Below are 12,899 nucleotides of genomic sequence, written 5' to 3' on the forward strand. Positions count from 1 at the left end.
GCTTGCTCGCGAAAGCGGTGTATCTGTCACTGGGAGGCTGAATGTACCGCCGCCATCGCGGGCAAGCCCGGCTCCCACAGGGTTTTGTGGCGAGCATAGAGGTTGTGTACCCCTGGTCCCCTGTGGGAGCGAGCTTGCTCGCGATGGGGTCGGCAAGCCATGCACATAAACCAGCAGGCAAAAAAAAACCGGCGCAACCGAGGTCGCGCCGGGGGGGGGCCAGTGGCTGCACGGATATTCGTGGGTCCGTGCAGCCACCGTTGAACCCGTGTCGGTTATGCCCGCTCCAGTGCCAGGGCCACGCCTTGGCCGCCGCCGATGCACAGGGTCACGAGGCCTTTCTTGGCGTCGCGCTTGATCATTTCATGCAGCAGCGACACCAGGACCCGGCAACCCGAGGCACCGATAGGGTGGCCCAGGGCGATGGCGCCGCCATTGACGTTGACCTTGTTCATGTCCCATTTCAGTTCCCGGGCTACGGCCAGCGACTGGGCGGCGAAGGCTTCGTTGGCTTCGATCAGGTCAAGCTGCTCCAGCGACCAGCCAGCCTTGTCCAGGCAGCGACGGGTGGCCGAGACCGGGCCAATGCCCATGATGGCCGGGTCGACGCCGGCATTGGCGTATGCACTGATTTTCGCCAGGACCGGCAGGCCGAGGGCCTTGGCTTTTTCCGCGCTCATCAGGATCACGGCGGCGGCGCCATCATTCAGCGAGGACGCATTACCCGCAGTGACGCTGCCGTCCTTCTTGAAGGCCGGCTTGAGCTTGCCCAGGGATTCAGCGGTGGTACCGGCGCGCGGCTGTTCATCCGTGGCGAACGCCACGGGATCGCCTTTGCGCTGGGGAATCAGGATCGGCGTGATCTCATCGGCGAACCGACCGCCTTCAACGGCGGCGACGGCTTTCTGCTGGGACGCGGCGGCGAAGGCGTCCTGCTCCTCGCGACTGATCTCGTACTTGTCCACCAGGTTCTCGGCGGTGATGCCCATGTGGTAATCGTTGAAGGCATCCCACAAACCGTCGGTGATCATGCTGTCGATCATCTTCGCGTGGCCCATGCGCAGGCCGGTACGGGCGGCCGGCAACACGTACGGAGCCAGGCTCATGTTTTCCATGCCGCCAGCGATGATGACCTCGGCATCGCCACAGCGGATCGCCTGGGCGCCCAGGTGCAACGCCTTGAGCCCTGAGCCGCAGACCTTGTTCAAAGTCAGCGCCGGCACGGCGTGGGGCAGGCCAGCGAGGATCGACGCCTGGCGCGCCGGGTTTTGCCCAGAACCTGCGGTCAGCACCTGGCCAAGAATCACTTCATCGACCTGCTCGCCGGACAAACCGGTCTGCTCCAGCAGGCGACGAATCACCGCCGCACCGAGTTCCGGGGCGGGAATGGCAGCCAGCGAACCCTGGAAGCTGCCGATGGCGGTACGGGTAGCGGCGACAATCACGACTTCTTGCATCGAATCTCTCCTCACTGGGCAGCGAACTGCATTTCAGACACGTGGTCCGGCACGATCAACTTGCCGGCGGTCTTGGCGACGATTTCCTCGACGCTGACGCCTGGAGCGCGTTCTTTCAGGATGAAGGCGCCGTCCTGGATTTCCAGGTAGGCCAGGTCGGTCAGCACGCGCTTGATGCACCCGGCACCGGTCAGCGGCAGGCTGCAGCGCGGCAGCAGTTTCGACTCACCGTCCTTGGACGCATGGGTCATGGTGACGATGATGTTCTCGGCACCGGCCACCAGGTCCATCGCGCCGCCCATGCCCTTGACCAGCTTGCCGGGGATCATCCACGAGGCAATGTTACCTTCGACATCCACCTCGAATGCGCCGAGCACGGTCAGGTCGATGTGGCCGCCACGGATCATGGCAAACGATTCGGCCGAAGAGAAGATCGACGCGCCGATGCGTGCGGTGACGGTCTGCTTGCCGGCGTTGATCATGTCAGCGTCGACTTCGGCTTCGGTGGGAAACGCGCCCATGCCGAGCAGGCCGTTTTCCGATTGCAGCATGACTTCCATACCTTCGGGAATGTAGTTGGCGACCAGGGTCGGAATGCCGATGCCCAGGTTCACGTAGTAGCCGTCCTGCATTTCGCGGGCGACGCGTTGAGCCATTTGTTCGCGGGAAAGTGCCATGTTCTTATTCCTTCATTCGGGCCGGGGGCAGGGGGTCACTTGCGCACGGTGCGCTGTTCGATGCGTTTTTCGAACGTGCCGCAAATGACCCGGTCGACGTAGATGCCAGGGGTGTGGATCTGCGTCGGGTCCAGCTCGCCGGGTTCGACGATTTCTTCGACTTCCACCACGGTGATCTTGCCCGCTGTGGCGGCCAGCGGGTTGAAGTTCTGGGCGGTGTGGCGATAGATCACGTTGCCGAAATGGTCAGCCTTCCAGCCTTTGACGATGGCGAAGTCGCCAGTGATGGATTCTTCCATCAGGTACTGGCGGCCATGGAATTCACGCACTTCCTTGCCTTCGGCCACGGGTGTGCCGACGCCAGTGGCGGTGAAGAAGGCCGGGATGCCCGCGCCACCGGCGCGCATTTTTTCGGCGAGGGTGCCTTGGGGGGTGAGCACGACTTCGATTTCGCCGCTCAGCAGCTGCTTCTCGAACAGGGCGTTCTCGCCCACGTAGGAGGCGACCACCTTGCGGATCTGCCGGTCTTCCAGCAGCACGCCGAGGCCGAAACCGTCCACGCCGCAGTTGTTGGACACCACGGTGAGGTCGCGGATGCCCTTGCGCTTGATCTCGGCGATCAGGTTTTCCGGGATACCGCACAGGCCGAAGCCGCCGGCGATGACGGTCATGCCGTCCTTCAAGCCTTCCAGCGCTTGCTCATAAGAGCTCACGCGTTTGTCGAAACCTGCCATAGACACCTCTTTTATTCTTGATGGGGTCGCAATGGAATGCAGTGTTGCGCCAAGTCATATATTTGTTAAGTTGATTTTTAGATTGGATTGATTGATAAAACTCAATAGTTACCTCCCTCCGTAGGAGCTGTCGAGTGCAACGAGGCTGCGATCTTTCCAATAACGCGTGAATCTCAAGCGAAAGATCAAAAGATCGCAGCCTTCGACAGCTCCTACCCAACCGGACACAAAACGACCATGACCCTCAAGCAAGTCCGCGCCTTCCTCGCCGTGGCCCAGAGTCTGAGTTTCGCCGTGGCCTGCGAGCGGCTGCACCTCTCCCAATCGGCCCTGAGCTTGACCATCAAGGCCCTGGAAGAAGGCCTCGGTGGCCGCTTGTTCAGCCGCAATACCCGCAACGTGGCGTTGACCCCCGAAGGTGAGTCGCTGCTGCCCCTGGCCCGCCGACTGGTGGCCGACTGGGACAACGCCGAGGACGAAATGCGCCAGCGCTTCACCTTGCAGCGCGGTCGCGTGACGCTGGCGGCGATGCCTTCGTTTGCCGGCAACCTGTTGCCGCCGATCCTCAAGACCTTCCGCGCCCGCTATCCGAATGTCAACGTCACGGTCAACGATGTGATCAATGAACAGGTGCTGGAAATGGTCCGTGATCGCCATGTCGAACTGGGCGTGGCGTTCGAGCCGATGCAGGGTTCGTCTTTGGCGTTCACGCCTTTGTACCTCGATCGCTTCGTCGCGGTGGTGCCGCTGGACTCACCGTTTGCCCAGCACGACGAAATCCACTGGGAAACCCTGCTGGAGCAGCCCTTCATCACGCTGCAACGGCCCTCCACCGTGCGGGTGATGTTGGAAGAGCATCTGCAGGCCCGAGGGATGAAGCTGCCCGTGGAGTTCGAGAGCCACCAGTTGGCGACCGTCGGGCGGATGGTCGCCAGTGGGCTGGGGGTGAGTGCCGTGCCGGCGCTGTGTGTCGGGCAGATGCATGAGCTGGGGGCCCGCTGCATCACCTTGAGCGATCCGGTGATCGAGCGAGCCATCGGGGTGCTGACCAAGCCGGGGCATGAACTGTCAGCGGCGGCGCAGGCGTTGTTCGATACGCTCAGGGATCAGGGTCTGGGAGCGCGTTAACCATCCATACCCTGTGGGAGCGAGCTTGCTCGCGAAGGCGTCGGATCAGCCAGCGGTGATAGTGACTGACACTCCGCCATCGCGAGCAAGCTCGCTCCCACAGGGGATGGTGGTGTGGTTAGAGCGGGTGTTGTGTCAGCAACGGCAACAACTGTTCACAGGGTTCTTCCAGCTTGAGGTCCAACAGCTCATCAGCCCGGGTCTTGCCTCGGTTGATCGCCAGCAGCGGCTTGCCCTGGTCCTTGATGGCCCGGCACAGGCGAAACGCTGAATACGCCATCAGCGACGAACCCACCACCAGCAGGCCGTCCGCGTGCTCGACGGCTTGCATGGCGCGGGTCGCGGTGAGGGGGGCGACGTTCTCGCCGAAAAACACCACGTCGGGTTTTAACCGCTCGCCGCCGCAATGGGGGCAATGGGGGACTTGGAAGCGCGCCTCGAACGCGGGGTCGAGCAGGGTGTCGCCATCAGGTGCCTGTACCGCATCGACGCCGGCCAGGTAAGGGTTTTGGGTTTCCATCAATCGCTGAATCTGCTGTCGCTCGCTGCGCTGGCCGCAATCCAGGCACAACACGCGATGCAGGCTGCCGTGCAGTTCGATGACGTCCTGGCTGCCGGCCTGGTCATGCAGGGTGTCGACATTCTGGGTAATCAGGCCGGTGATGCGTTGCTGCGCCTGCAACTCGGCCAAGGCTTCGTGAGCGACGTTCGGCCTGGCCTGCCTGACCCGTGGCCAGCCCAGCATCGCCCTGGCCCAATAGCGCCGTCGTGCCTCGGCCTGGGCGAGGAACTCCTGGTACATCATCGGCTGTCGACCCCGACGCACGCCGTCGCTGTCGCGATAATCGGGGATGCCCGAAGGGGTGCTGATGCCGGCGCCGGTGAGCACGAGGAAGCGGCGCCCGGCGGTGTACGCCAGTAACTGATCGATGGGGGCTTGGTGAAAGTCGTCGGGCATGGAAGGTGTCTGCGCTGGCCTTGAGCCGTTGAGGTTAGCACCTGGAGCGAGCAGACGCCTTTCGTCGCCCTGGCTGCTGGTTTGTTCAAACTTTCCCCCGCGCCGCGATATCCACCTTTATGTGCGGTATTTCAGAACCGTCGCGCTGCGCCGCAGTGGCGACCAGGGCTAAGGAGAAGGAAATGGCAACGCCTAAAGAGAACCTGTTGGATTGGCTCAACGATGCCCATGCCATGGAACAGCAAGCGGAAAAAATGCTCAAGGCCCAGGCCGCGCGGCTCGAGCATTACCCGGCGCTCAAGACCCGGATCGAACAGCACCTGGAAGAGACGCTCGGGCAGCAGAAGCTCGTGGAGCAATGCATCCAGCGCCTGGGCGGCAGTACGTCGACGCTCAAGGACCTGGCCGGCAAACTCATGGCCTTTGGTCAAGCGGTGGGCGGGATGACGATGAGCGACGAAGTGGTCAAGGGCGCCATGAGTGGCTACGTGTTCGAGAACCTCGAGATTGCCTCCTACACCGTGTTGATCGAGGCCGCGAAAATGGCCGGCGATGTGGAGACGCAACGGGCCTGCGAACAGATCCTGCCACAGGAAATCGCCATGGCCGATTGGTTGCGCGACCACCTGCCGCAGATTACCGCGGCGTTCCTGGAGCGTTCGGCTACCCCACATACCGAAGCCAAACGCTGAGCAGCAAAGAGCGGTCGGCCCTGTGGTGTGGCTGCTCCTGAAACTGCCGAGAGAGGAAACGTATGAAGCGGACCCAGGGTGAAGTACGGGCCATCAATCGAGAGAGCTCAATGGTGGGTGTGTATGTGAAGCAAGAGGACCGCCATACGGTGCTGAAGCTGAGTTCAGCCAATGACATCGATATTGGCGACATTCTGGCGTGGGACAGCGGCACGGCCCTGGGCACCCAGTCCTATCACAACCTGACCAAGGGCTGGACTGCCGATGTGTATGTGGCCAACCACGGTGTAGCAACGGCGAACCTCGATGTCCAGTTTTGACGGCGCCTTCAACCCGTTACCTCGGGAGAAAGAGCATGAGCAAAGTAAAGTGCGGTTGCCCCGATTGCCAATGCGAGGTGGATCCGCAACGGATGTTCAACCACGACGGCGAGGCGTATTGCAGCCAGGCCTGCGCCGAACAACATCCCAACGGTGAACCTTGTCCTTCACCCGATTGCCATTGCGAGCGCAGCGGTAAGGTGGGGGATCGGAATGTCACCAACAACCAACTGGACGACGCGTTGGAGGAAACGTTTCCAGCGAGCGATCCGATTTCACCCTGAGCATTCTTGAATCCGGGTATCGGCGACAGGGTATCCGGACGCCGCAAGCCGGTCAGTGCGGTGGTGCAGGACAACACCGGCAGCCCGCGAGTTTTGGCTTCCTGGAACGGCGCGAGGCCAGGGTGACGAGACCGGTGCAATGGGGTGCCGGCGTGGCCCGGCCTTTGGCGGACAGCGTGGAAAGACACGCACTGTTTTTCCGTAGATCCATGTGGGAGCAAGCTTGCTCGCGATAGCGATCAATCACTCACTATCACTATCGCCTGATACACCGCTACCGCGAGCAAGCTCGCTCCCACAGGTTTTTCGTTGGATGAAGTTTTAGCGTTAAGACTGTTAATCGGTCGCCGCTTGTTTAATAGCCTGTTGCAATAACTATCAAGGGTACAGGTGTAAATAGAAGCGTTGACCATTCGTCGCCGTTTGCCGCGTTTCCTTAAAACCTTGGCGGCGTCATGTTTTCCGAATAAGACGAGTCAGCAAGATTCGTTGATATCAATTTAACGAGGTGAATGAAATGGCTAACACAGGTAATAACAACCCTGGCAATTTCGCTAACGATCGTGAAAAGGCATCGCAAGCCGGGAAAAAGGGCGGCCAGGCATCAGGTGGTAATTTTGCCAATAATCCTGAGCGCGCTTCCGAGGCTGGGCGCAAGGGTGGCCAGGCCTCGGGCGGCAATTTTGCCAACGACCCGCAACGCGCCGCAGAAGCCGGACGCAAAGGCGGACAAGCCTCGGGGGGTAACTTTGCCAACGACCCTGAACGGGCTTCTGAAGCCGGCAGAAAAGGTGGTCAGGCCTCGGGCGGCAACGTTACCAACGACCGGGATAAAGCCTCTGAAGCCGGCAAGAAAGGCGCTGAAAACAGCCGCGGTGGCGGTCGTAATTCGTAATGTTTCGCGGTCTCGCAGGTCCCGTGCCATTGGGCAGGGACCTGTTTCGGCGGTGATATTAAGTCGGGTATTCATGCCCGACTTCGCTGATGGATTTTATTGTTTGAAAATAAGCGAGTGTGCTTGAGTTGCAATAGACCACTCGTCCTCTGTTTTGAATAAAAACTAAATTTTATTCGTTTAACTTCTTCAGACTTTCATGGGCCTGCCGTCGGCAGTGTTCTCATGCCGTGTACCTGAACGAGGAGTTCAATCATGTTTTTACATAACAAAAGATTGCAGTACACCGTGCGTGTCGCTGAGCCTAATCCTGGCCTCGCCAACCTGCTGCTCGAGCAGTTCGGTGGGGCCCAAGGGGAACTGGCGGCGGCGTCGCGTTATTTCACCCAGGCCTTGTCCGAGGACGATCCGGGTCGCAAGGATTTGCTGATGGACATCGCCACCGAAGAGCTCAGCCACTTGGAAGTGATCGGTTCGATCATCGTGATGTTGAACAAGGGTGCCAAGGGCAGGATGGCCGAAGGGGTGGAGAAGGAAGGGCAACTGTACCGGGACATCAACGGTGCCGGTAACGACTCTCACATCACCAGCCTCTTGTATGGCGCCGGCTCGCCGCTGACCAACTCTGCTGGCGTGCCCTGGACTGCCGCCTATGTCGACACCATCGGCGAACCTACGGCGGACATGCGCTCTAACATCGCCGCCGAGGCCCGGGCGAAAATCATCTATGAACGGCTGATGAACCTCACTGACGATCCCGGCGTAAAAGAAGCACTGGGCTTTTTGATGACTCGTGAAATCGCGCACCAGTTGTCGTTCGAAAAAGCCTTGCATTCGATCCAGCCCAATTTCCCCCAAGGCAAATTGCCCGGTATGCCAGAGTTCAGCCATGTGTATTTCAACATGTCCCAAGGCGAACCTTCCGTGCGCGGTCCATGGAACCAGGGCGACGATTGGGAGTTCGTCGAAAACCCAACGCCCGCCGTGGACGGCGGCGATGGGCTCGCCAGTGTACAGTTGAGTAAAAAAGACGAAGCGTTGTTGATGGACATGAAGGCACGGACGATGTCCAACCCCGATAGCGACCCCACCACAGGTGCCGACTTGGGTTCAGGGTTACAAGGTGACAAACTTTAGGAAACCGGCGAGGGGGCTTGGCTCCCTCGCCTGAACATTGCGTTTGATCGTTCAAGCCGTGGCGCGAACGACCAGACTTGGCCTGGCTAACCCCAGTAAGGACATTCGATGGACCAGCCCACCTCCCGGATCCGGTCGCCCTGGCGTACCTGGCTGGATCCTGTGCAAAACAATCTAGTGCTAGGGGTGACCTTCTGGCTGGGGCTGGCGGTGATTGCCGGGCTATTGCTCTACAGCGGTTACAACGCACTGGTGGGAGCAGACCGGCAAAACCTGGGCTACGCCGTGCTGGGCGGTACATCGGGTTTTGCCGCCACCGCCTTGGGCGCGTTGATGGCAGTGGTATTGCGGGACATCTCGTCCCGAACCCAGGACATCATGCTGGGTTTCGCCGCGGGCATGATGCTCGCCGCCAGTTCATTCTCACTGATTTTGCCGGGGATCGAGGCTGCACAGGTCATTTGTGGCAATCAATTGCTCGCCGCGTTTGTCGTCGTGGTCGGCCTGGGGTTGGGCGTCGCCTTGATGATCGGCCTCGACCGTTTCGTCCCCCATGAGCACGAGTTGAGTGGTCGGCGCGGCCCGCAAGCCGAGCGCATCAATCGCGTCTGGCTGTTCGTGCTTGCCATCACCTTGCACAACTTGCCGGAAGGCATGGCCATCGGCGTCAGTTTTGCCGATGGCGATTTCAAGGTCGGTTTGCCCCTGACCACCGCCATCGCCATCCAGGACATCCCCGAGGGCCTGGCCATCGCCATGGCGCTGCGCGTCACCGGCATCAGCACCTTGCGTGCTGCGCTCATCGCGGTCGGCTCGGGGCTGATGGAGCCACTGGGGGCGGTGATCGGCCTGGGCATGTCGTCGGGTGTGGCCGTCGCGTACCCCATCAGCCTGGGGCTGGCGGCGGGGGCGATGATCTTCGTGGTCTCCCACGAGGTGATTCCCGAGACCCATCGCAACGGCCATGAAACCCCGGCCACTCTGGGGTTGATGATGGGCTTTGCGGTGATGATGTTTCTCGACACGGCGTTGGGTTGAAGGCCTGCCAGATACCTGTTGGATTAGATCCTGTGGGAGCGAGCTTGCCCGCGATAGCGGTGGGTCAGTAGCGTTGATAGCAACTGATACACCGCTGTCGCGAGCAAGCTCGCTCCCACATTGGTTTTGTGTGTTTAACCCGGATCCCTGTTCCTCACGACCTATACTCAACCCCGTGGATCACATGAATCCGGGGTGGCGCGACTGTGCTGCGTTCGCTGATGTTGGCCGTTGTGCTCGTTCTGGCGGGGTGCGTCGCGCCACAGCGCGGTCAATCGGTCGCCACGGTAGTGATTGCCCAGGACACTTGGCGGCAGGTGGACCAACAGATCATCGCGGCATCGAAAAGCGCCGTCGAACAGGCGGCACTCTACGCCCGTGGGTCGATGGAGCATTGGCGCGTGTTGGTCTACGAGCGCACCGAGGTTGAATTCATCCCCTGGTTCAGCAGCTATTGGACCCAGGAGTGGCTGGCGGTGAAGGTCAGTTGGTATGCCGCCAGCGCCGAGGGCGAAGCGGATTCCTCGGCCAGGCGCCTGGCGGTTTACCTGCAGGAACAGTATCGCGATCAGGTGCTGGAACCGGTGGCGGTGGAAATCGATCCCGAAGCGATCAGGGCCAACGCAATGGACTACTACCTGCGCCAGCTCAATCAGCAGGTCCAGGTCATCGCCCTGCGGCATCGCATCCCGAACGAACTGATGAACCGGCGCCTGCACGGCATCCCGGCCATCCGCCTGGGGCCGCCGGCGGCGCGTGACGCTTCGTTGTACGAGATGGTCCACACCGAACCGTTGACCACCCTGCCGGCCTATGCGGCCCTGATCGATCACGTCAACAAGGCTGCAACCACAGGTGCCGGGCCATCGGAGGCAGTGATCGCCACGGTGGCGCAACGCACCAGCGAAAAAATCGAGGCCCAGTTCGCCACGCGTGGGGCAACCGGTGCGGCGGCGGCCGTGGCCGGGAAGGCGGTCGGGGCGTTGATCTCGGTGGGCGTGGCGGGTATTCGCGCGATCATCCACGAGGGCGAGCGGCCGGAAATGGAGGCGCAGATCCGCAAAAGCCTGAGCGCTGCGTTCGACGAGGCGTGGTTCAAGTCACTCAAGCATCCCCTCAGCGGGGTGATGGCACCGGTGTACTACCTGGACGAAGAAATAGGGGGCAGCCTGGTGGAGGCGGACCTGGCCAATCGGGCGGTGGCACTGCCGGACATCAAGCCGTGACGGGCCGGTTCATTCTGAGCCGAGGGTGACGCGACAGCCCTTGCGATGGCGGATCTGCTCGTCCGATGGACGTTCCTTGATGAATTCGAAACGTGGCTCGCCTTCGCTGTAGATCACCAGCCAACCCCATTCCAGCTCGCTTTCATCCTGCCCTGGCTTGGGCGGCGAGGCCCACCAGGGTTCTTTTTGCATGATCTGACGCATCGTCTGCTCCTGCCGATTGATCCTTAGAACTATAGACCGCTCGATTTGATGACCAGCGCCCATGAAAACGCTTGCATCCTGTGGGAGCAAGGCTTGCCCGCGAAGCAGGCGACTCGGTTCCAGATAGACCATGTCATTTTCATCGCGGGCAAGCCTTGCTCCCACAAAGTCTGCACCCACAGATCCCCTTGCTACAGGGTTGTATGCCTGAAGCTTGATAATCAGTGTGCTCTGACCCCGTCCACCAGCGTCTAGCGTCTGTATCCCCGCACTCGAACGGGGAATGACTGGACCCCGCGCGTATGCAAGCACTGTTGAACGAGATCCTCGATGCGGTTCGCCCCCTGATTGGTCAGGGCAAGGTAGCCGATTACATTCCTGCCCTGGGCACCGTGGTGCCCAACCAGTTGGGTATTGCCGTGTATGGCAATGATGGCGAGTTGTATTGCGCTGGCGACGCCGACACAGCGTTTTCGGTGCAGAGTATTTCCAAGGTGTTCAGCCTGGTGCAGGCCATCGGGCATTCCGGCGAAGCGATCTGGGAACGCCTGGGCCATGAGCCATCTGGCCAGCCCTTCAATTCCCTGGTGCAACTGGAGTTCGAGCGTGGTCGGCCGCGTAACCCGTTCATCAATGCCGGCGCGTTGGTGATCTGCGATATCAACCAGTCGCGTTTTGCGGCTCCGGCGCTGTCGATGCGTGATTTCGTGCGCCGCCTGTCGGGTAACCCGCAGGTGATGGTGGACGGCAAGGTCGCCGAGTCGGAATACCAGCACCGCGCCCGCAACGCGGCGATGGCGTACCTGATGCAATCGTTCGGCAACTTCCATAACGACGTGGAAGCCGTGCTGCGCAGTTATTTCAGCCACTGTGCCTTGCGGATGAGCTGCATCGACCTGGCGCGGGCATTCTGCTTCCTGGCCAACGATGGGTTCTGCAAGCACAGCGGCGAACAGATTCTCAGCGCCCGGCAGACCCAGCAGGTCAATTCCATCATGGCCACCAGCGGCTTGTACGATGAGGCCGGCAACTTCGCTTATCGCGTCGGCCTCCCGGGCAAGAGCGGTGTCGGTGGCGGGATTGTCGCCGTGGTGCCAGGAAGGTTCACCGTCTGCGTCTGGTCGCCCGAACTCAACGTCGCCGGCAACTCCCTGGCCGGCATGGCGGCGCTGGAAATGATGAGCCAGCGAATCGGCTGGTCGGTGTTCTAGTTTCCGGTCTCACAAAAAAGGGCCCGCTCCTGATCCAGGAGCGGGCCCTTTTGTTAGGGGATATCAGCAGAGGCGGTCGATGACCCGGACCTCGGACGTGTTCTGCATCGACTGCCAGGCCTGGGTCAGCGTTTGCAACACGCGGCCCATGAAGTCTTTGTCAGCGGCGGCCTTCTTGCCAACGTAGCCCTGGCCACGGCGGTACATCTTCAGCCGGGCACACAGCTCTTGCGTGTTCTTTTCGAACTCGTCTTCTTGGGTGTAGGGCGACAGGCAGTCCATGTGGACCTGGCCAGTCTTGCTGATCCACAGGATATGGCTGTCGAGTGTGTCCTTGTGTGCGGCGAACATGCGAGCCAGTTCATCAATAGATGGTTGATTATTCAGATTCATGTGTAAGCCCCTTGACCATTTGGTTGATCTGTCTGGTGGTTCGCAAAAACTTCGCTACTCGGTAAGTGCCTGCCTGCTACCGAAACCAGGCCGTCAGCGTTCGTCCGTCGAACTTCGACGGGGTCGTGCATCGGTTGTGTAGTGTTATCGAAGGGCTGCTACGCAAATGCGCTACAACGAAGAGAAACAGCGAAGAATCATCAGGCAGTGTCAACTTTCGAGGGTCGACCACGCGCGTCATGAGGATCTTCGCCGACGTTTCTCGTCCTTGTTACCGGACGGTCATGCCAGGTCAGCACCTTCAATCTGCCTTGTGGGCAGTCCCTTATCCATAAAACAGCTCGGCGGTCAGACGAGCTTGCTCAAACAGTTGCCTGTACTCCCGATCGGGGAGACGTCTGCATCATGCAAGGGCAAATCGGAGGCGTCAACGGTTTTGTAGTGATTATTTTTGCTCACTACATATTGTCGGACAAAATGGTTTGGGTATGAAGATTTTCAGTCAGACCTCGTCAATGTGGGAGCGAGCTTGCTCGCGATAGCGG

General features: G+C 60.5%; 15 protein-coding genes. 9 read left to right on the forward strand and 6 right to left on the reverse strand.

The annotated features are described in order from the left end of the window. Positions 1 to 275: 275 nt before the first annotated feature. From AC3A5O_RS07130 to AC3A5O_RS07140, 3 genes are read right to left on the reverse strand one after another with little or no spacing between them, the layout of a single operon-like run. Positions 276 to 1,457 carry an acetyl-CoA C-acetyltransferase gene (locus AC3A5O_RS07130; protein WP_305467668.1) on the reverse strand — a complete coding sequence of 394 codons (1,182 nt, stop codon included), beginning with the start codon at positions 1,455 to 1,457 and terminating at the stop codon, positions 276 to 278. 11 nt (positions 1,458 to 1,468) lie between these two features. Beyond that, the gene (locus AC3A5O_RS07135; protein ID WP_487753016.1) at positions 1,469 to 2,134 is read right to left on the reverse strand and encodes a CoA transferase subunit B; all 666 of its coding nucleotides are present in this window, start codon (positions 2,132 to 2,134) and stop codon (positions 1,469 to 1,471) included. A gap of 35 nt (positions 2,135 to 2,169) precedes the next feature. Then, the gene (locus AC3A5O_RS07140; protein ID WP_122568457.1) at positions 2,170 to 2,868 is read right to left on the reverse strand and encodes a CoA transferase subunit A; all 699 of its coding nucleotides are present in this window, start codon (positions 2,866 to 2,868) and stop codon (positions 2,170 to 2,172) included. Positions 2,869 to 3,105: 237 nt separating this feature from the next. On the opposite strand from AC3A5O_RS07140, the gene AC3A5O_RS07145 reads away from it, so the two are divergent. Next, positions 3,106 to 3,996 carry a LysR substrate-binding domain-containing protein gene (locus AC3A5O_RS07145; protein WP_487753017.1) on the forward strand — a complete coding sequence of 297 codons (891 nt, stop codon included), beginning with the start codon at positions 3,106 to 3,108 and terminating at the stop codon, positions 3,994 to 3,996. Between the two features lie 118 nt (positions 3,997 to 4,114). Here AC3A5O_RS07145 and AC3A5O_RS07150 read toward each other — a convergent pair whose 3' ends face one another. Beyond that, a complete protein-coding gene (locus AC3A5O_RS07150; protein ID WP_305490803.1) occupies positions 4,115 to 4,954 on the reverse strand; it encodes an NAD-dependent protein deacetylase in 840 nt (279 codons plus the stop codon). A 182-nt stretch (positions 4,955 to 5,136) separates the two neighbouring features. Here AC3A5O_RS07150 and AC3A5O_RS07155 point away from each other — a divergent pair, with 182 nt between their 5' ends. The 7 genes from AC3A5O_RS07155 (at position 5,137) to AC3A5O_RS07185 (ending at position 10,546) form a co-directional block, all read left to right on the forward strand. Then, positions 5,137 to 5,646, forward strand: coding sequence for a ferritin-like domain-containing protein (locus AC3A5O_RS07155; protein WP_122568460.1), 510 nt, complete (start codon positions 5,137 to 5,139; stop codon positions 5,644 to 5,646). A 62-nt stretch (positions 5,647 to 5,708) separates the two neighbouring features. Next, on the forward strand, positions 5,709 to 5,966 hold the full coding sequence (locus AC3A5O_RS07160) for a hypothetical protein (RefSeq protein ID WP_122568461.1): 258 nt from the start codon (positions 5,709 to 5,711) through the stop codon (positions 5,964 to 5,966). Positions 5,967 to 6,001: 35 nt separating this feature from the next. After that, positions 6,002 to 6,250 carry a metallothionein gene (locus AC3A5O_RS07165; protein ID WP_305467664.1) on the forward strand — a complete coding sequence of 83 codons (249 nt, stop codon included), beginning with the start codon at positions 6,002 to 6,004 and terminating at the stop codon, positions 6,248 to 6,250. Positions 6,251 to 6,767: 517 nt separating this feature from the next. Further along, positions 6,768 to 7,145, forward strand: coding sequence for a con-10 family general stress protein (locus AC3A5O_RS07170; RefSeq protein WP_439653623.1), 378 nt, complete (start codon positions 6,768 to 6,770; stop codon positions 7,143 to 7,145). Between the two features lie 255 nt (positions 7,146 to 7,400). Further along, entirely contained in the window at positions 7,401 to 8,282 is an 882-nt protein-coding gene (locus AC3A5O_RS07175) for a manganese catalase family protein (protein ID WP_122568464.1), read from the forward strand. 108 nt (positions 8,283 to 8,390) lie between these two features. Next, the gene (locus AC3A5O_RS07180; RefSeq protein ID WP_122568465.1) at positions 8,391 to 9,320 is read left to right on the forward strand and encodes a ZIP family metal transporter; all 930 of its coding nucleotides are present in this window, start codon (positions 8,391 to 8,393) and stop codon (positions 9,318 to 9,320) included. A gap of 206 nt (positions 9,321 to 9,526) precedes the next feature. Next, positions 9,527 to 10,546 carry a hypothetical protein gene (locus AC3A5O_RS07185; protein WP_487753018.1) on the forward strand — a complete coding sequence of 340 codons (1,020 nt, stop codon included), beginning with the start codon at positions 9,527 to 9,529 and terminating at the stop codon, positions 10,544 to 10,546. 9 nt (positions 10,547 to 10,555) lie between these two features. On the opposite strand, the gene AC3A5O_RS07190 is transcribed toward AC3A5O_RS07185, so the two are convergent. Beyond that, complete coding sequence (locus tag AC3A5O_RS07190) at positions 10,556 to 10,750, reverse strand: hypothetical protein (RefSeq protein ID WP_058545342.1); 195 nt, start codon at positions 10,748 to 10,750, stop codon at positions 10,556 to 10,558. Positions 10,751 to 11,052: 302 nt separating this feature from the next. Here AC3A5O_RS07190 and glsB point away from each other — a divergent pair, with 302 nt between their 5' ends. Next, positions 11,053 to 11,961, forward strand: coding sequence for a glutaminase B (gene glsB / locus AC3A5O_RS07195; RefSeq protein ID WP_122568468.1), 909 nt, complete (start codon positions 11,053 to 11,055; stop codon positions 11,959 to 11,961). A 63-nt stretch (positions 11,962 to 12,024) separates the two neighbouring features. Here the strand turns inward: glsB and AC3A5O_RS07200 are convergent, their stop codons facing one another. Further along, positions 12,025 to 12,354, reverse strand: coding sequence for a hypothetical protein (locus AC3A5O_RS07200; RefSeq protein WP_060741484.1), 330 nt, complete (start codon positions 12,352 to 12,354; stop codon positions 12,025 to 12,027). Positions 12,355 to 12,899: the final 545 nt, after the last annotated feature.

The organism is Pseudomonas sp. Soil_N_39 (assembly GCF_057655955.1).

Bases quoted from the DNA above. Each gene is read 5' to 3' on its own strand.
- AC3A5O_RS07175 (WP_122568464.1), top strand. From the start codon at position 7,401: ATGTTTTTACATAACAAAAGATTGCAGTACACCGTGCGTGTCGCTGAG.
- AC3A5O_RS07200 (WP_060741484.1), bottom strand. From the start codon at position 12,354: ATGAATCTGAATAATCAACCATCTATTGATGAACTGGCTCGCATGTTC.
- AC3A5O_RS07150 (WP_305490803.1), bottom strand. From the start codon at position 4,954: ATGCCCGACGACTTTCACCAAGCCCCCATCGATCAGTTACTGGCGTAC.
- AC3A5O_RS07160 (WP_122568461.1), top strand. From the start codon at position 5,709: ATGAAGCGGACCCAGGGTGAAGTACGGGCCATCAATCGAGAGAGCTCA.
- AC3A5O_RS07130 (WP_305467668.1), bottom strand. From the start codon at position 1,457: ATGCAAGAAGTCGTGATTGTCGCCGCTACCCGTACCGCCATCGGCAGC.
- AC3A5O_RS07140 (WP_122568457.1), bottom strand. From the start codon at position 2,868: ATGGCAGGTTTCGACAAACGCGTGAGCTCTTATGAGCAAGCGCTGGAA.
- glsB (WP_122568468.1), top strand. From the start codon at position 11,053: ATGCAAGCACTGTTGAACGAGATCCTCGATGCGGTTCGCCCCCTGATT.
- AC3A5O_RS07165 (WP_305467664.1), top strand. From the start codon at position 6,002: ATGAGCAAAGTAAAGTGCGGTTGCCCCGATTGCCAATGCGAGGTGGAT.
- AC3A5O_RS07145 (WP_487753017.1), top strand. From the start codon at position 3,106: ATGACCCTCAAGCAAGTCCGCGCCTTCCTCGCCGTGGCCCAGAGTCTG.
- AC3A5O_RS07135 (WP_487753016.1), bottom strand. From the start codon at position 2,134: ATGGCACTTTCCCGCGAACAAATGGCTCAACGCGTCGCCCGCGAAATG.
- AC3A5O_RS07190 (WP_058545342.1), bottom strand. From the start codon at position 10,750: ATGCGTCAGATCATGCAAAAAGAACCCTGGTGGGCCTCGCCGCCCAAG.
- AC3A5O_RS07170 (WP_439653623.1), top strand. From the start codon at position 6,768: ATGGCTAACACAGGTAATAACAACCCTGGCAATTTCGCTAACGATCGT.
- AC3A5O_RS07180 (WP_122568465.1), top strand. From the start codon at position 8,391: ATGGACCAGCCCACCTCCCGGATCCGGTCGCCCTGGCGTACCTGGCTG.
- AC3A5O_RS07155 (WP_122568460.1), top strand. From the start codon at position 5,137: ATGGCAACGCCTAAAGAGAACCTGTTGGATTGGCTCAACGATGCCCAT.